Annotated in this window: 13 protein-coding genes; 6 read left to right on the top strand and 7 right to left on the bottom strand. The window is 62.0% G+C overall.

The window, feature by feature from the left end:
- Positions 1-81: 81 nt before the first annotated feature.
- The 7 genes from CFE428DRAFT_RS16990 to CFE428DRAFT_RS16960 all read right to left on the bottom strand — a co-directional run bounded on the left by CFE428DRAFT_RS16990 (position 82) and on the right by CFE428DRAFT_RS16960 (position 8,005).
- Complete coding sequence (locus CFE428DRAFT_RS16990) at positions 82-1,785, bottom strand: FAD-dependent oxidoreductase (protein ID WP_006980837.1); 1,704 nt, start codon at positions 1,783-1,785, stop codon at positions 82-84.
- Positions 1,786-1,790: 5 nt separating this feature from the next.
- Complete coding sequence (locus tag CFE428DRAFT_RS16985) at positions 1,791-2,606, bottom strand: HpcH/HpaI aldolase family protein (RefSeq protein ID WP_006980836.1); 816 nt, start codon at positions 2,604-2,606, stop codon at positions 1,791-1,793.
- Positions 2,607-2,608: 2 nt separating this feature from the next.
- On the bottom strand, positions 2,609-2,839 hold the full coding sequence (locus CFE428DRAFT_RS38270; protein WP_006980835.1) for a hypothetical protein: 231 nt from the start codon (positions 2,837-2,839) through the stop codon (positions 2,609-2,611).
- 169 nt (positions 2,840-3,008) lie between these two features.
- The gene (locus CFE428DRAFT_RS16975) at positions 3,009-3,773 is read right to left on the bottom strand and encodes a sialidase family protein (protein WP_006980834.1); all 765 of its coding nucleotides are present in this window, start codon (positions 3,771-3,773) and stop codon (positions 3,009-3,011) included.
- A 7-nt stretch (positions 3,774-3,780) separates the two neighbouring features.
- Complete coding sequence (locus CFE428DRAFT_RS16970) at positions 3,781-5,370, bottom strand: glycoside hydrolase family protein (RefSeq protein WP_006980833.1); 1,590 nt, start codon at positions 5,368-5,370, stop codon at positions 3,781-3,783.
- Positions 5,360-6,772 carry a right-handed parallel beta-helix repeat-containing protein gene (locus CFE428DRAFT_RS16965; protein ID WP_006980832.1) on the bottom strand — a complete coding sequence of 471 codons (1,413 nt, stop codon included), beginning with the start codon at positions 6,770-6,772 and terminating at the stop codon, positions 5,360-5,362. Before CFE428DRAFT_RS16965 ends, CFE428DRAFT_RS16970 begins: the two co-directional genes overlap by 11 nt.
- 21 nt (positions 6,773-6,793) lie before the next feature.
- Positions 6,794-8,005: a sialidase family protein gene (locus CFE428DRAFT_RS16960; RefSeq protein WP_006980831.1), complete on the bottom strand. Its 1,212-nt coding sequence runs from the start codon at positions 8,003-8,005 to the stop codon at positions 6,794-6,796.
- Between the two features lie 131 nt (positions 8,006-8,136).
- Between CFE428DRAFT_RS16960 and CFE428DRAFT_RS16955 the strand changes: the two genes are divergently transcribed.
- The 6 genes from CFE428DRAFT_RS16955 (at position 8,137) to CFE428DRAFT_RS16930 (ending at position 16,108) form a co-directional block, all read left to right on the top strand.
- Positions 8,137-8,409: a hypothetical protein gene (locus CFE428DRAFT_RS16955; protein ID WP_006980830.1), complete on the top strand. Its 273-nt coding sequence runs from the start codon at positions 8,137-8,139 to the stop codon at positions 8,407-8,409.
- Positions 8,410-8,529: 120 nt separating this feature from the next.
- On the top strand, positions 8,530-10,026 hold the full coding sequence (locus CFE428DRAFT_RS16950; RefSeq protein WP_006980829.1) for a hypothetical protein: 1,497 nt from the start codon (positions 8,530-8,532) through the stop codon (positions 10,024-10,026).
- A 59-nt stretch (positions 10,027-10,085) separates the two neighbouring features.
- Positions 10,086-11,411 carry a polysaccharide deacetylase family protein gene (locus CFE428DRAFT_RS16945; protein ID WP_006980828.1) on the top strand — a complete coding sequence of 442 codons (1,326 nt, stop codon included), beginning with the start codon at positions 10,086-10,088 and terminating at the stop codon, positions 11,409-11,411.
- Positions 11,317-14,106: a PVC-type heme-binding CxxCH protein gene (locus CFE428DRAFT_RS16940; RefSeq protein WP_157447552.1), complete on the top strand. Its 2,790-nt coding sequence runs from the start codon at positions 11,317-11,319 to the stop codon at positions 14,104-14,106. Before CFE428DRAFT_RS16945 ends, CFE428DRAFT_RS16940 begins: the two co-directional genes overlap by 95 nt.
- A gap of 183 nt (positions 14,107-14,289) precedes the next feature.
- Entirely contained in the window at positions 14,290-15,099 is an 810-nt protein-coding gene (locus CFE428DRAFT_RS16935) for a glycosyl hydrolase family 18 protein (RefSeq protein ID WP_237705514.1), read from the top strand.
- Positions 15,100-15,301: 202 nt separating this feature from the next.
- Complete coding sequence (locus tag CFE428DRAFT_RS16930; protein ID WP_042725194.1) at positions 15,302-16,108, top strand: glycosyl hydrolase family 18 protein; 807 nt, start codon at positions 15,302-15,304, stop codon at positions 16,106-16,108.
- Positions 16,109-16,112: the final 4 nt, after the last annotated feature.

Below are 16,112 nucleotides of genomic sequence, written 5' to 3'. Positions count from 1 at the left end.
AGTAAGGCGCTACGCGCGAATGGTACCCATCGCGCTCGGAGATCGCGATCCACCCATGTGCCACGCTGGTTCGTAGTCGTTTCATCGTTGAGAGGGAGGCCATTCGAGAATCTGCCCATCCTTTTCCAGCCGGGCGCGCAGGGCGGAGTAATCCACCTGCTGGACTGGCGTCCGGGCATCGATGGCCAGGCAGGCCGCCGTCGCGGCGGATTGGCTCGTGACCATGAAGACGGGCTCCATGCGGATACTGCTGAAAGCCGTGTGGCTCGCCGAAAGGGCGAAGGTGACGAACAGATTTTCGCATTCGCTGGCCCGCGGAACGATTGCGTCATAGCCGATCGGATAAGGCGGCGCTCCCCCGCGGCCTCCGGCCGTCTTTCCTTCGCGGGTCACCACGCCATCCTTCACAATGCGCCGCACCTCGTGTGTGTCGGTGCCATAGGAACCCAGGCCGACCGATTTAGGCGCGATCTCCTTGCCGAAGGTGTGATGCTCGGTCATGACGAGATCGCTCACCATGCGGCGGGCCTCGCGGATGTAGAGCTGGTGCGGCCAGCCTCCGTTGTCGACGAATTCATCCCGCGGCAAACCGAAGCGCTGCATCTCTTCGCGCACCTTTTCCGGCACCCGCGGATCGGTGGCGAGAAAGTGGAGCAGGCCGCGATGATAGTTTTCGTGCTCCTTCGCGATCTGTTCGCGCTGGGTATAAGACGCTTCCGGCCAATCCCAATTCGCGCCCGGCAAATTGCCGCCGAAGGTCGCGGTATTGAAATCCCATTTGTCGTGGGGCAACGGGTCGTGCTTCGAGAACCACCGCAGGTCCATGTCGTCACCGATCGCCTCGCAGCCTTCGATGAAGCGCGCGACGATCTCATAGCGCTTCGGGTCGTAGTCCGGCGGCGGCGCAATCGGCAGACGATCCGGCGCGGCGGTCAGGCAAAGACGATAGCAATAGGCCTGCACACCCGGGGCCGGCTCGCCCGGAGTGCCAGGGTCTCCCGCGCTGATCAAAGGCAGCAATCCGCTCTGCGAATCGCCTTTCACGACATACGGATCGAGCGGCAGATCGCGATCCCAGACACCCTGCCCGCTGGGGGTGCGGCCATTCGCGCGCGGCTTCGCGTGGTCCGTCCGTGGCGCAAAATTCGGCGCGTAGTAAATGCCGTTGTAAGTCTCGCCATATTTCGCATTTCCTTCGCGCCGCAGCGTGTAAGTCACTCCCGCCTTCGCCATCAGATCACCTTCATAAGTCGCGTCGATGAACACGGTGGCGTGGAAGACGGTGCCATCTTCCATGACCAATTCCCGAATACGCGTCCCGTCTTTCTTCACTGAGGCCAGCCGCGCCTGGAGATGCACCGCGACATGGGCCTCAAGCGCCAGGTCATTGAAGACCTGCTCCGCCACATGCGGTTCGATGGAATACGCACCGCCCGTCGCCGGTCCGCCGCCTTTACTGGTAAATGGCTTGTCCCACGCCAGCGTCTTTCCGTAGCTGCCGACAAGCCGGGCAAAATACTCCCGCGCCAGCCCGCCGACCGTGCGCGGGTCGCCGACGTCCACCGCGCTCAATCCACCCGAAGTCATTCCGCCGAGATGTCGTCCCGGCTCAGCGATCACCGCACGCTTGCCCATCCGTGCGACTTGCACCGCGGCCATCACTCCGCCTGATGTGCCGCCATAGACGCACACATCCGCGTCGATGACCGCAGGTGCATCCTTGGCCAAAGCACCGGATACGAAGGCGACTGCCGCGAAGAAAATGAAGGCGAATGATCGACTCATCACGATCAAATGGTGATCCGTTCGGAACCGCTTTCGTCCGCGGGTTTCGCCCCCAAGGCGCGTTGGAGCGCGTCGAGTTCGAGCCGCAGATGCTTTTGAAACAGCGAAATATCGGCGCTGTGGATGAGCATGTTCGCCCCGTCGCGCACGAAATCCGCCTCCAGCTCCAGATCGCCCCAGAAGTGAATGCCCGCGCCGATTCCCGCACCACGCGCCTTGCGAAAAATCGTCCGCACCGCTTCGCGAAAACGAGGATGCGTGTATTGCTCGGGAAGACCGAGACTGCAGGAAAGATCGTGTGGCCCGATGAGCACCGCATCCAGATCCGGCACTGCGAGAATCTCATCGAGCGCCTCCATCGCCGGCACGCTTTCGATATTGAGGATGAGCGCCTGGGCACTCCGTCCACGGACATACTCCTCCAACTCCGGTTCGAATGGAGTTCCGGCCAAACGGTCTTCCAATCGGCGTCCCTTGATCGGCCGCAACTTCACCGCACCGCGCAACGCCTGGGCCTGCTCCGCTGTCTCCACATAGGGCGCGACGATGCCGGCGGCTCCGCCATCGAGCATCTTCGTGGCCTCGAAGGGATCGGGCGACGGAATTCGCACGATCGGCGCCAACCCCATACGCGCGTAGGTCTGGCACATCCAGCTCACCTGCGCGCGGTCGAGGGCAATGTGCTCGGTGTCGATGAAAACGAAATCCAGCCCGCTGCCTTCCAGCGCCCGCGGCCACATCGGCGATGGCGACACGATCAATGTGCCGAAGACGTTCTCCCCGCTGCGCAATCGCTCTGGGAATGGTCTTTTCATCGGCATACTTACTTGCTCTCCGGCGAAAGGTGGAACTTCCCGAAGCGGATATTCGTCCGCGAGCGATCCCTGGTCCCGCTGTCCCACACCGCGCGGAAATCGCCGGGCGCGATCTCGATCAGCGTCGGATACGAGTTATGCGTCCCGGAATCGTAAAAGGTTTTCTCCGCGCCCCACGCGCCACCCGGTGTCGGTTGAAGCTTGTAGCGCAGCGCCATGCGGCCGCCGGGAGCCGGCATCGCCGGGCCGTCATTGTAGACGTAGAGGTGTGTGCCATTCGTGCTTTGGCCATAGAAGCCTTTCGAGCGCGCATTCCAGAGATCCGGCTCCTGGCGCGCCGGGGTCCACGTCCGGCCACCGTCCTGGCTTACACTGGAAAAGGCGCGGGGCGGATTCAGCGCCGCTTTTTCATCCGGCCGTCGCCGTGCGCATCACGAGCTTCAATTCTCCCGGCGCATCGCCGGGCGCGAGATTCCCCTCGTGCAAAAAGACCGGCCCGCTTTCCGGCTGGGGAATATGTCCCGCCAGTCGCCACTCGAGCAGGCTGGTGCTGCTGAGCATGAATTGATCGCGCGAGCCCAGCGGATCGTTGCGGCGCGTGTTGCGATGCGCGGGTAACAGATACCGCGGCTGCCCATTTTCCATGATCTGCTGGATACCGGCGACGATGATCAGCGGGCCGGTGTAATGCATCGCCAGTTCCACCGGCGTCCACGAGCGCCCGCCATCCGCGCTGAATGCTCCCACGAGTTGCGAGTCCTCGCTGTGCTGATAGTTCATCGAGCATCGCATGGCAAAGCACCACAGCACATCCTGCCCCGGCGGCTTGAACAGGACCGGATTGGCGTAGCCGAACTGCAGCGAACCGAAGCGCTGGTTGTGGTCGAAGATGAAAGCCGGCTCGCTCCAGGTATCGCCATCGTTCGTCGAGACGCTGGCATAGATATCTCCCATGTCGGTCTTCCCAGGAATGCCCGCACCATAAGCCACCACGAGGTGCTTCGGTTTCCACTGTGCGATATACGGCTCCCAGAGCAACGACGCCCCGGGATGCTGTTCCCTGCTGCGCACCACACGCACGTCTTTGACGTCACCGGTGTATTCATCCGGTCCGGCAAAGGCGGCCGACTGAAAAACCGCGATACCGAGGAGGAGAGTGAGGAGTTGTTTCATGGATCGATCACGCCGCGTTACTGCGGGAAAATTGCAGGGCGTAGAGCTTCGCGTTGCGCATGGTCACCTGCACGCTCACCGCTTGTCCCGCCAGCGAGCTAACGTCGGGGCCGTTCTTCCAGCGCACTTCGAAATCGACGTCGTCGTCCTGAATGACTTCGCACTCGTCCGCATTGAATCCCGGAAACGCTTTCCCTTGTGCATCGAGCAACGCCACTCGCGCACTGCCGCCGCCGGTGGTGTGAATGTTCAAGCGCAAGCGGTCTCCTTTGAAGTTCAGCGGCTTCGTGGTGAGCATCCCGCCCGCGTTCGGCGCGTCCATCGAGAGGAAGCCATCGACTCGCTGGGTGGCGCAGTAGATGCCGCCGAGGTTTTTGCCATACCAGGCCGCCCGCGTGGAGGGATCGCGCTCCCACACTTCCGGCCGACCGTGCGTGTAAGGCCAGCCGACGAAATACTGATGCAACCACGGCCCGCGGCGCACCATGCCAAAGCCCATGCTCACGAGCCGCAGGTCGAGATCGCCGTAAAGGCCGGTCGGGATGTAGGGCTGCCGCCAGCGATTCCACGTCACCCCGTCGCGGCTCGTGGCGAAACCGATGTCGAAGGTGCCGTCGTTGCCCGTGAGCGCGCGTGATTTCCATTCCGGGGCCTTGTAGTTTTGGAAATCCGCCGGGAAGGCAAAATAGACATCCGGCGTACCGGGATACGGCATCGCCTCGCTGGTGTAGGGCTGCAAATACGGCTGATCCTTTTCGTCGTAGGCGATCACCGTCGGCAATTCGCGGCTCAGCGTCGGGATCTTGTCCTTGCCCCACACATGGAACGGTGGCACCGAGGCGTCGTAGGGCCACGCCGTCTCGAGGTCGTCGACCGCCACGCGCGCCACGGTCCGGATGGGGTTCCACGCCCGCAGATAGATGACGTATTTCCCAAGGCGCTCATCCCAAAACGCGCTCGGCTGGCTATCGGGGATGAAGGGCAGCGAACGTTCCGCGGCTTCATTCCAGCGCAGGCCGTCGCTCGACGAAGCCACGCACACACCCGCTTTCGCCGGGTCGGGAAAGCCGCGCGTGTAGACCATCCGGTAGCGCTTCTCGGGCGGTGAATGGGGATCAAGAAACACCGTGGCTTCCACGGAAGTCATCGGCAGCAAATTGTTCTCCTTGCCGCCCTCGTAGGCTTTCAGTCCCAGCTTCGGCCGCTCCCAATTCAGCCCATCCATGCTCGTGGCCAGCATGCTGTGCTTCTTTTTCTCCGCATCGTAGCTGTGGTGATAGAGCTTCGCCGTGCCGTTATCGTCGATCACGCCGCAGTAAAAGACAAAACCCAGCGCCTCCCACGGTTGCGTGGGCGTGAGCACCCGCTGAATCCGCTGGGGCCCGTTCAATTGGCGGGCAACACCTTGCGTCCGGTCGGAATCAATCAGCGCGTCATCGATGAAAAGCTGCCGGCGTTCGCCGATATCGATGGCACTGTGGACCGCCCCGGATTTTGTTTTCTGAATGTCTTCGGCGTGGGCTGACCGCGCCAGGAAAGCGGCGGCGCCAAGACCGCCTGTTTGCAAAAAATTCCGCCGTGTCCAGTTAGTGTTCATGGGGTGAGGAAGCAGGAGCGTGCACCACATTGCCAGCTAGATTCGTCGCCGTGCCCGCGTCATGAATCGGCTCCGCAGTCACATTGTCGTGCACCACGTTGCCCTGTGCGTCCGCCGCGATGGTCAGCGTGCCGACGGGGAAGCTATTGCCGTTCCAAATCCATCCGCTCGCCTGGAGCACATGCTCGCCGGGTTTGCGCAAAATGCAGCCGCGAATCAGCACATTGCTCGACGCCATGGTCTGCGCCGGAGCCGAGACGATCGTGCCTTCGCAAATGTTGTCCGCGAAAACGATGTCCCGGATCGTTGTCATCGCCGGGGTGAGCCGATCGACGAACTGCACGTCGCCGTCGAAGACATTTCCGGTGATGGTGATCCCGTGATAGGTGCAGCCCTTGGACTCGACGCGCGTGTTGAATTTCAGCGTGCTCTTCTGCGTGGTGAGTTGATCGCGGAAGATATTACCCGTCACCACGACATCGTAAATTTCCGAGACATGCGGCTGCGGCTCGGTGCGGAAAAAGAGGCAGGCGCCGCCGTTGCTCTTCTTGATCGTGGATACCGGCTCCACGTCATTGCCGATCACACGGATGTGGTTCGAGCCATCGGTGATATTGATGCCCGTGTAGGTGAACCGCACATGGTTGCCGCGGATCTCCACATTCCGGCTGCCGAAGATGACCTGGGGACCATCCTGCGTATTGTCGATATCATTGTCGGCGATCAGACCGCCGTTGCATTCATCCAGTTCGACCGCCTTGTTCCCGCAGGTATCGATGGTGTTGCCATACACGCGCCAGTTCTTGAACTGCGTGGCCAATCGCGCCGGCTGGGTGTAACCGGTGCCACCGGGCTTGGTGCAACCCGCCGCCTGCTGGGCATCATAGATCCAGCAATTCCGCACGGTGATATTGTCGCACGAAAGGAGCAGTGCCTCGGGCGCGCCCAGGCGGGCATTGAATCCCATGATCGAGCCGCCGCCGATCTTCGCGTTATTCCCCGTGTAGCGTAGATCCTCGATGACCACGTTGCTGGCCGGCGTCGATTCGCTGCCGATCCGCACCGGGTAATAGCGCAGCGGATTCGGTGGCGTCTTCGGATCGAGATAAAGGTGCGTCGCGTAGCCCTGGCCGCGCAGGGTCACCCCGCTCTTCACGATGATCGTCTCATCGCCCGCATGGCGGGTAAGCTTGAATTCACCGGCTCCGAGCTCGACCACGCCGCCACCTCGCTCAGCCGCAGCGTCGATCGCCTTTTGCAAAGCTTCGTCCGCGGGCTTGTCCGGCCCCGGCGCCTCGACACGAATGGCGAATCCATCCGCTCCTTTAGCCGACGCAGGCAGTAAGCCGACCGTCCACATCGCCAAGCAGAGGGCCGGCCATTTCTGAAGCAGCGGGGGCATGGGAAACAGTGGTCAGGGGGTCTACTTCGCGCTTTCCTTGCCTTCGGTGAGCCACTCGAGATTGAAGCGGGCGAGCGTGATGTATTCGCCGGCGAAACCCACCTTGGTCCCGCGGTCGTAGAGACACAGGATCGTCCCGTCCTTGGCCACGGCGATATCGCTATACATGCTCGCCCCGGGCTCGACGGCGCGTTTCACCGGCCACGTCTTGCCCTCGTCGTAGCTGAGTTGCACGGTCAGATTTTTGCGGTCGCGAAACCGGCCGGCGACTCCTTTTCCATCCTCGCGCGAGACATTGTCGGGATTGCAAAAGAGGATGCGATTCTTGCCGCCGTTCCTGGCCAGCGAATAGCGCACCATGCTGGCCATGCAGATCGGCTCGAGCAACGCGTCGTCGAACTTCGGTGTGCTCCAATTGGTCGCGCCGTCCTTGCTGATCGTGGCCAGCCGCCGGTGGGCCTTCGATTCGCTGCGCACATTGAGCATCACACTGCCGTCGGCGAGCTCGATCGCGATGGTCTCGTTGGGGTTGATCCATTCTTCCGTGTTGGGCACGGCGATCTCGCCGTGGTGCCAGGTCTTGCCCTGGTCGTCGCTGTAGATCGTCGCGGTCACCGAGGGATGGTGCCCGTTGTTGCCCGTGGCCAGAGAAAGCCACACGGGCACGACAAGCCGGCCGTTGCGGAGCTGGATGCCGTGATCCGGGCCGGTCGCCAGCACTTTCCACGCGTAGGCGGGACGGAAGCCTTCAAAAGCGCTTGTGATCTCCACCGGTGTGCTCCAGGTCTGGCCGTCATCGGTGCTGCGCTGGTAGAAGCAGCGCATGTATTCGAGGCAGAAGAGCATGTGCACCGTGCCGTCGCGATCGGCGATGAGCACGGGGTTGTTGTAGGTCACGTCGTTCGGGTCGACGCCTTTCACCTTCAGCGAAGCGGGGTTCTTCGTTTTTGGACCCGGCACGTTGGCGATGCTCTTGAAATCGCTCCACGTCTTGCCCTCGTCCGTCGAGCGTTTGAGGACGATTTCGATCTGGTCCCAATCGCCGCCCTTCTTCCGCGCCTCGCACCAAGCAAGCACAGTTCCCTTGGCCGTGACGACGATACCGGGAATGTGGAAGAGCTTGTAACCGCCATCGCCCGCGGTGAAGAGGTCGCTTTTCTCGAGAAAAGGTTCGGCGGCAGAAACCGTGGAGAGGGAAAGCGCAGCCAGCAGGCAGCAAAGGAGGGATCGCATGGGCGGGAATCTGGCGGAGCGTGCGTGCGGAGGGAAGCCGGGGTTACTGGTCAGTTGAATTGACCAGTTAAGCAAATCGCTAAAAGTCCTGAAACCTTGACCACGCATCACTTCGTCAATACGGTGCCACCATGTCGAACGGCTCCGCCGACAACGCACTGACCCTGGAATCCATCCTGCGTCCACTGGGCGACCGGGCGTCCGCCGAATTGACCCAGGCGTTGGTGGACCTGCGACTGGATGAGGCCGCGCAACGTCGATATGAAGAGCTGGCCACCAAAAACACCGAAGCAACCCTCGCCGACAATGAACGCGAGGAACTGGCGGAATTTGTGGCGTTGAACCGTTTCGTCAGCACGCTCAAAGCCGAAGCAATCCTCGCCCAGCGTAGGCACGCGGCGTGATCGACTCCATCACGACTCGACTGGTCCGGGGGGCAATCAACTCGCCCTCACGTCACAAGCACCGTGCACTTCTCGTGCAACTCGGTATGCTCTGAAACTGCCTTCTCGTGTAATTCTTCCATGACTCGCGTCCCTCTTTTTCTAGCGGTACTCACGACGGTCGCCTTCGCTGCGGACAAACCCTTTGCCATCCAGGTCGTCGACGAGGCCACCGGCCGCGGCGTGCCGATGGTGGAATTGGAAACGATGGACAATCAGCTCTATGTGACCGACAGCGCCGGTCGCGTGGCGTTTAACGAACCGGGGCAGATGAATATGCCGGTGTGGTTTTCCATGCGCTCGCACGGTTACGAATTCCCTACCGATGGCTTCGGCATGACCGGCCAGCGTTTTACCACCGCACCGGGCGGAAACAGTGTGGTGAAGATCAAGCGCCAGAACATCGCCGAGCGTCTCTGCCGCCTCACCGGCCAGGGCATCTATCGTGACAGCGTGTTGCTCGGCGAAAAAGTGCCGCTCGCCGAGCCGCTGACCGATGGCGGCGTAGTCGGCCAGGATTCCGTGCAAGCGGTTGTCTATCGCGGACGTATTTTCTGGCTCTGGGGCGACACGATGCGGATGTCCTATCCGCTCGGCAATTTTCGCACGAGCTGCGCTTGGTCCGATCTGCCCGACAAAGGCGGCCTGCCACCCGAACAGGGCGTGAATCTTCACTACATCACCGACAAAGATGGCTTCGCCAAGGAGATGTGTCCGCTGGAACATAAGGAGGGCGTGGTGTGGCTCTTCGGCCTCGCCGTAGTGCGCGACGACAAGGGTGAAGAGCGTCTCATCGCCCACTATTCGCGCCGGGGCGGGCTGGACAAAAAGTTTGAGCACGGCATCGCGGTCTTCAACGACGAGAAGGAAATCTTCGAGCGCGCGGCCACCTTGCCGATGAATGAAAAGTGGCGCTTCCCGCGCGGACGCGTCACGCCGATCCGCGAGGGCGACACGGATTATCTCTACTTCGGCGACGCTGGTCCCTGCATTCGCGTGCCGGCGCGCTTGAGCGACGTTTGCGATCCGAGCAAATATGAGGCGTGGACCTACATCGGCGCCACCGGACCGCGCCGCCGCGCCGATGGTTCGCTCGATTTCGCGTGGCGCAAGGACGCGCCGCCTGCCGAATCGCCCGAGGAAGCACGACTCGTCCAGCATCACCTCATCAAGCCTGAAGAATGCCGCGTGATGCCCGAGGACGTGGCCACGCATCAGCGCATCGAACTGCACGAGGGCAGCGTGTATTGGAATGCGTATCGCCAGCGCTGGGTGCTCATCGCGGTGCAGCACGGCGGCAAGCCGTCGTTTCTTGGGGAGGTCTGGTACGCGGAATCTGCCGCGCCGACCGGCCCGTGGACCCACGCCGTGAAGATCGTGACTCATAACCAGTATTCTTTCTACAACCCCACCCAGCATCCTTTCTTCGACGAGGATGGCGGACGCAAAATCTATTTCGAAGGCACCTACAGTTTCACTTTCTCCGGCCGGAAGGACCGCACGCCGCACTACGACTATAATCAGATCCTCTATCGGCTCGATCTGTCCGACCCGCGGTTGAAGCCGGCGCAGGAGTAGACGTTCCATCTTAGAATCGCCACGCATGGGGGTAATGCTGCTAAGCTTCTTCTCCCCCAATGAACCTGCGCCCCCTCGTCCTTTCCGTTCTCGCCTTCGCCACGGCCTCTGCTTGGGCCGTCGACGGCAACCGGCTCACCTATCTCGACGACAATTCGCCGTTCTGGCCGACGGCGCAGTCGCCGAAATTCATCACCCCGCAGTGGGTGGGCGAACCGGGCGTCGATGCCGTGGTTATCCTCGCCATCGACGACATGCGCAACACGCCGAACACCCCGGAGGGCAAACCGGGCACGGCGAAGTATGAGGCGTTTCTCCGTCCGATCCTCGATCGACTGAAGAAGATCGAGCCCGCGCATGGCGGCGATGGCCGCGCACCGCTCAGCATCATGACCAACACGGTCGTGCCCAGCGACCCGCAACTCGGTTCCTGGCTGCAAGAAGGTCTCACCTTCGAAAGCCACACCCTCACGCATCCCTGCCCGTGTCTCGGCAAGGCGACCTTCGAGGAAGCGCAGCGCGTCTATCACGAGAGCGTGGATCTGCTGAATACGGTGCCCGGCAATCACCCGGTCGCGTTTCGCATGCCATGCTGCGACTCGATGAATTCGGCCAGCCCGCGTTTCTATTCGGAGATCTTCAATCACCCGAGTTCGCAGGGGTATTTCCTGAGCATCGATTCCTCGGTCTTCACCCTGCCGCCGGGCGCGCGCTTCACGAAGTATTTCCCCGATGCCATGCGTCCACCGATGAAGCGTTCGCTCGGCGATTACGCCGGCTTCATCGATGACTATCCCTATCCCTACGTCATCGGAAAGCTGTGCTGGGAATTTCCCTGCATGGTCCCGAGCGACTGGGAATCCTTCAACGTGCAGGGCGCCAACTCGCCCACCATGCTCGACGATTGGAAGGCCGCGCTCGATCATGTGGTGCAGAAGCAGGGCGTCTTCACCGCGGTGTTTCATCCGCATGGCTGGAGTGCACCGGAGCAGTGGGTGGAGTTCATCGACTATGCGGAGAAGACCTACGGCAAGCGGGTGAAGTTCCTCAATTTCCACGAAGCTCTGGAGCGCCTGGAGAAGAATGCCCTCGGCGACAGCCTCCGCTCCACAGAAGGCAAGGACAACGGCGTGCGCCTGCTCGATGTGGATGGCGATGGCTACATGGACATCGTCGAAGGCGGACCGGGCCGGCACGTGACCCGCGTGTGGCAGCCGAAGGAAAACCGCTGGCGCGATTGCCCGACGCCGACCGGCGCTCGCGCTCGACAATGCGGGCTGGCGACACACGGTGGCGGCTTCTTTCGGGGTCATCCGGCCCTCCGGCGCGGCGACGTTGTTCGCCCTCGAATCCGATCCCAAGGCGTGGACCTTCACGGACGGTAAATGGACGCTCGACGAACCGCTGACCCACGGTCTTCCCGGCGGATCGAAATTGCTCCTGCGGGACTTCGATCATGACGGCGTCTGTGAGTTGCTCGCCAATCGCGATATCTCGGCGTGGGATGAAAAGGAGCAGCGCTGGAAGCCGGCGGATTTCAATCTGCCACCGGACTGCGCCGCGCTGAATTCCCACGGCGACGACAACGGTCTCCGCTTCATCGATCTCAATGGCGATGGCTTCGAGGACGTCGTCCAATCGAACGGCGACGGTTACGTCATCTATATCTGGGCCGGCACGGTGAAGGCCCGGCTCGGCTGGAGCCGGGGCTGGCCGCACCTCGTGGCGAAAGGCCCGGCGGCCACCGACCTCAAGACTGCGAAGATTTTGCCCTTCGTGAAGGATGGCCGGAACTTCGGGGCGTGGGTGCACAGCGACCGCATCGTCTGGCAAAACGAAGCGCTTTACTCGCTCGATTCGGACACCGTGCAGCGCACCTTCAAGGAGCTCATCGCCTTCGCCATGCCGCCGCCGAAGTCGCCGATGGATTCGCTCACGTCCATGCAATTGCGCCCCGGCTTCACCGCGGAACTCGTGGCCTCCGAGCCGCTGATCGAGAGCCCGGTCTCCTTCGATTGGGACGCGCAGGGCCGGCTTTGGGTCGTGGAGATGCCAGACTATCCGCTCGGCATGGATGGCAACGGCAAGCCGGGCGGCAAGGTCAAGATTCTCACCGACAGCAAGGGCGATGGCCATTACGACCAAGCGACGACCTTCCTCGATGGTTTACCCTTTCCCAATGGCGTCATGCCCTGGCGCAACGGCGTTCTCATTTCCTCCGCGCCAAATATCCTCTTCGTCACCGAAACCAATGGCCAGGCCACCGACCAGCGGGTGCTTTTCACCGGCTTCCGCGAAGGTAATCAGCAGCATCGGGTCAATGGCTTCGAAATGGGGCTCGACGGCTGGATTTACGGCGCCAACGGCGACAGCGGCGGCGCAGTCAAATGGCGTGAGGTATTAGCGGGACGCGACTTCCCGTTTCCGGGCCGGATTCCGGTGAGTTCGAAGCGGAAAAGCGGCTCGACACAGTACGGCCGCCATCGCGACGACTGGGGCAACTGGTTCGGCAACTACAACTCCGCGTGGCTCTGGCACTACACCATCGCCGAGCACTACCTCCGACGGAACCCACGCCTTGCCGTCAAGACGACGAAGCAACAACTCGCCAACTATCCCGACTCCACGCGCGTCTTCCCAATCAGCGAGTTGCCGATTCGTTTCAATGACCCGCAAGCCCTCGGCCATGTCACCAGCGGTTGCAGCGCGGTGCCGTATCGCGAAGAGCTCTTCGGGCCCGGCTTCGCGACGAGCATCTTCGCCTGCGAGCCGGTGCACAACGTCGTCCATCGCGAAGTGCTCGCCCCAGACGGCGCGACCTTCATCAGCCATCGCGCGAACGACGAACAAGACCGCGAATTCCTCGCCAGCAAAGACCCCTGGTTTCGGCCGGTGTTCCTCAAGACCGGCCCCGATGGCGCACTCTATGTCGCGGATTTCTACCGCTTCGTGCTCGAACATCCCGAATGGATTGCGCCGGAAACGCTCAGCCGTCTCGATGTCCGCGCCGGCGCCAGTAAAGGCCGCATCTATCGCATCTATCCGACGGGCGCGAAGCTGCATCCCATCCCCAACCTGGCGAAACTCGACAACGCTGGACTGGTCGCCGCGCTCGAGAGCCCGAATGGCTGGCAGCGCGACACCGCGCAACGCCTCCTCTACGAGCGCAACGCGCAGGACGCCGTGCCAGCGCTCAAAAAACTGGTGACCTCCGCGCAGAGCCCGAAGACCCGCGTGCAAGCGCTGGCCACGCTGAATGTGCTGCACGCCATCGATAGCGACATCGTCCGCAGCGCGTTGCACGATGCCCGGCCCGAGGTGCGCACCGAGGCCATCCGCGTCAGCGAGTCGCTGGCCGACCAAACCAGCGATGTGCTGACCGCCCTGGCCACCATGGTCGACGACACCGATTTCGTTGTGCGGCATCAACTCGCGCTCAGCCTCGGTGCGTTTCACGATGAACGCGCGACAACGGCGTTGGCCACGCTCGCCGAGCGCAGTGGCGAGCAACCGCAAATGCGTCTCGCGATTCTCTCCTCGCTCGCGCCGGAAAATCCGCTCTTCGCCAAGCTCAACGTGGCCAACGCGACGGTGATCCCGAAGATCGTGCTGCCCAAGCCGACCACCGCGGATCGCGCGAAGGTCGTCGCCAGCTACGCCAGCGTCGCGGACCTCAAGGGCACGCCGGGGCACGGGCACGAATTGTTCCTGCAGAACTGCAGCATCTGCCATCACCTCAAGGGTGAGGGCAAGGAAGTGGGCCCGGATCTCGGCCAGGTCGGCGACAAGCCGGTCGACTGGCTGCTCACCGCGATCTTCGATCCCAGCGCCGCGGTCGAGGCGCGGTATCTCATGCACGTTCTCAAGTTGAAGAACGACACTGAGCTTTCCGGCATCATCTCCGCGGAAACCGCCAATAATATCGTCCTGCGTCTTCCCGGTGGGACGGATCTGCCCGTGCTCCGCGTGGACATCGTCAGCGACCAGGCGACGAATCGCTCGCTCATGCCGGAGGGCCTGGAAACGGTGCTCAAGCCGCAGGACGTGGCGGATGTGATTTCGTATCTGCGGGCGAAATAGAGGGGTGGTAAGAAACACCCAACATCCAACATCCAACATCCAATGAGTTTCCTTTCGAAAACGCCATCTCGCACGAGAACGCGCTCTCGCTGCGGAGCCATTGGACGTTGGATGTTGGGCGTTGGATGTTGGATGTTCTGCCTTCTTTTCTGCCACGCCGCTCCTCCTCCCTCTCGCATGGTCATGACCTGGGTCCCTCCCTATGCGATCGACAAGTGCCGGGCACGTCTCCACGAGGACATCGACGGCGTTGGTCCGAAGGACGCGCTCACCCATCTCGCCCTGCAATTCTGGCTGCCCACCCGCGCCGGCGGCGTGGAGAAGACGACCCGTTACGGCGAGATCAGCGACGCCACGGTGATCGAATTTCGTGACTGGGCGCACCAGCACGGTATTCGTGCGATGCTCTGCGTTTACAACAGCGTCAACTCCTGGGACTGGACGCTGGCGCAGGCCGGCTTCGCCGAACACCGCGAAGAGTTCGCTCGCGCGCTGGTCACCGAGATGGAACGACTCGGGCTCGATGGCATCGACATCGATTTGGAGGGCAGTGGCGACTTCGACTCGTCGAAGGAATCGTATCTCACCTTCATTCGCGACCTCGCCCCGCGGGTGCATGCGCTGAAGAAGCAACTCACCGTCGACAGCTTCGCCTACAAATGGAACGCGCCCAACCAGACTTGGTGGGCGGACTTGTTCCCGCAGGTCGATGGCGTCAACACCATGGGCTACGAACGCATCGGCGCGAAGGCCGCCGAATGGCGGGCCTACGCCGCGCAAAAGGCTGCCGCGGGCAACAACGCCGCGAAGCTCCTCATCGGCGTTTCCGGTTCCAAGACAGACTGGCTCGGCAACACCGCCGCCGAACACATGGATTGGATCGCGAAGGATGAGAGCGTCGGGGTTGCCATTTGGGATGCGCGCTTCAGCGCTCCGTACTGGCAGACGGCGGCGGCGTGGAAAGCTCTCGCCAGGATGCGCTCTGGACGTTGAAAAACATCCGATGAATTTCTCTTCGAAGACGGCCTCTCCATTGAAAACGCGCTCCCGCCGCGGGGCCATTGGAAGTTGGATATCCTTCGACAAGCTCAGGACCTTGAGCTTGTCGAAACGGTTGGGCGTAGGCTGTTGGCTGTTCTGCCTTTTCTCCCCCTGCCTTTTCCTCCATGCCGAATCTCCTTCCGCGCGCATCGTGATGACCTGGATCCCGCCCTACGACGTCGCCAAATGCCGCGCGAGGCTGCAGCAGGATGTCGACGGTCTCGGCCCCAAGGACGCGTTCACTCATCTCGGGCTCCAGTTCTGGGTTCCGACCCGCGAGGGCGGCGTAGAGAAAGCGCCGCGTTACAAGACTAGCGACGCGACCATCGCGGAGATCCGGGATTGGGCGCACCAGAATCACATTCGCCTGATGCTCTGTGTCTATAATTACGTCGATAAGTGGGACTGGCCGCTGGCCCAGGCGGCTTTTGCTGAACACCGCGAAGAGTTCGCCCAAGCGCTCGTCGCCGAGATGGAGCGCCTCGGCCTCGACGGGATCGATATCGACCTCGAAGGCAACGGTGACTTCAGGACTTCGAAGGAACCTTACCTCGCGTTCATTCGCGATCTTTCGACGCGCGTTCACGCACTGCACAAACAGGTCACCGTGGATAGCTTCGCGGATACTTGGAATGCGCCCAATCGAACGTGGTGGCCGGAGCTGTTTCCGTTGGTCGATGCGGTCAATTCCATGGGCTACGAATACATCGGCGTGCATGCCACGGAGTGGCGCGCTTATGCCGCGCAGAAGGCGGCCGCGGGTGACAATGCTGCCAAGCTACTCATCGGAATGCCGGGTGCCAAGGACCAGTGGCAGGGCAACACGGCCGCCGAGCACATGGAGTGGATCTTGAACGATGGCCAGGTGGGGATTTCCATTTGGGATGCCAGTTTTAGCGCACCCTACTGGCACACGCCGGAAGCGTGGAAGGGCCTGGCCAGGATGCGCGCGGGACACTGATCAG

It is taken from the genome of Chthoniobacter flavus Ellin428 (assembly GCF_000173075.1).
GTDB classification, from domain to species: domain Bacteria; phylum Verrucomicrobiota; class Verrucomicrobiia; order Chthoniobacterales; family Chthoniobacteraceae; genus Chthoniobacter; species Chthoniobacter flavus.
This window is presented reverse-complemented; position numbering and strand designations above follow the sequence as displayed.

Coding starts and splice junctions, on each gene's coding strand:
- CFE428DRAFT_RS16990 (WP_006980837.1), bottom strand. CDS start 1,785: ATGAGTCGATCATTCGCCTTCATTTTCTTCGCGGCAGTCGCCTTCGTA.
- CFE428DRAFT_RS16985 (WP_006980836.1), bottom strand. CDS start 2,606: ATGCCGATGAAAAGACCATTCCCAGAGCGATTGCGCAGCGGGGAGAAC.
- CFE428DRAFT_RS38270 (WP_006980835.1), bottom strand. CDS start 2,839: ATGCCGGCTCCCGGCGGCCGCATGGCGCTGCGCTACAAGCTTCAACCG.
- CFE428DRAFT_RS16975 (WP_006980834.1), bottom strand. CDS start 3,773: ATGAAACAACTCCTCACTCTCCTCCTCGGTATCGCGGTTTTTCAGTCG.
- CFE428DRAFT_RS16970 (WP_006980833.1), bottom strand. CDS start 5,370: ATGAACACTAACTGGACACGGCGGAATTTTTTGCAAACAGGCGGTCTT.
- CFE428DRAFT_RS16965 (WP_006980832.1), bottom strand. CDS start 6,772: ATGCCCCCGCTGCTTCAGAAATGGCCGGCCCTCTGCTTGGCGATGTGG.
- CFE428DRAFT_RS16960 (WP_006980831.1), bottom strand. CDS start 8,005: ATGCGATCCCTCCTTTGCTGCCTGCTGGCTGCGCTTTCCCTCTCCACG.
- CFE428DRAFT_RS16955 (WP_006980830.1), top strand. CDS start 8,137: ATGTCGAACGGCTCCGCCGACAACGCACTGACCCTGGAATCCATCCTG.
- CFE428DRAFT_RS16950 (WP_006980829.1), top strand. CDS start 8,530: ATGACTCGCGTCCCTCTTTTTCTAGCGGTACTCACGACGGTCGCCTTC.
- CFE428DRAFT_RS16945 (WP_006980828.1), top strand. CDS start 10,086: ATGAACCTGCGCCCCCTCGTCCTTTCCGTTCTCGCCTTCGCCACGGCC.
- CFE428DRAFT_RS16935 (WP_237705514.1), top strand. CDS start 14,290: ATGACCTGGGTCCCTCCCTATGCGATCGACAAGTGCCGGGCACGTCTC.
- CFE428DRAFT_RS16930 (WP_042725194.1), top strand. CDS start 15,302: ATGACCTGGATCCCGCCCTACGACGTCGCCAAATGCCGCGCGAGGCTG.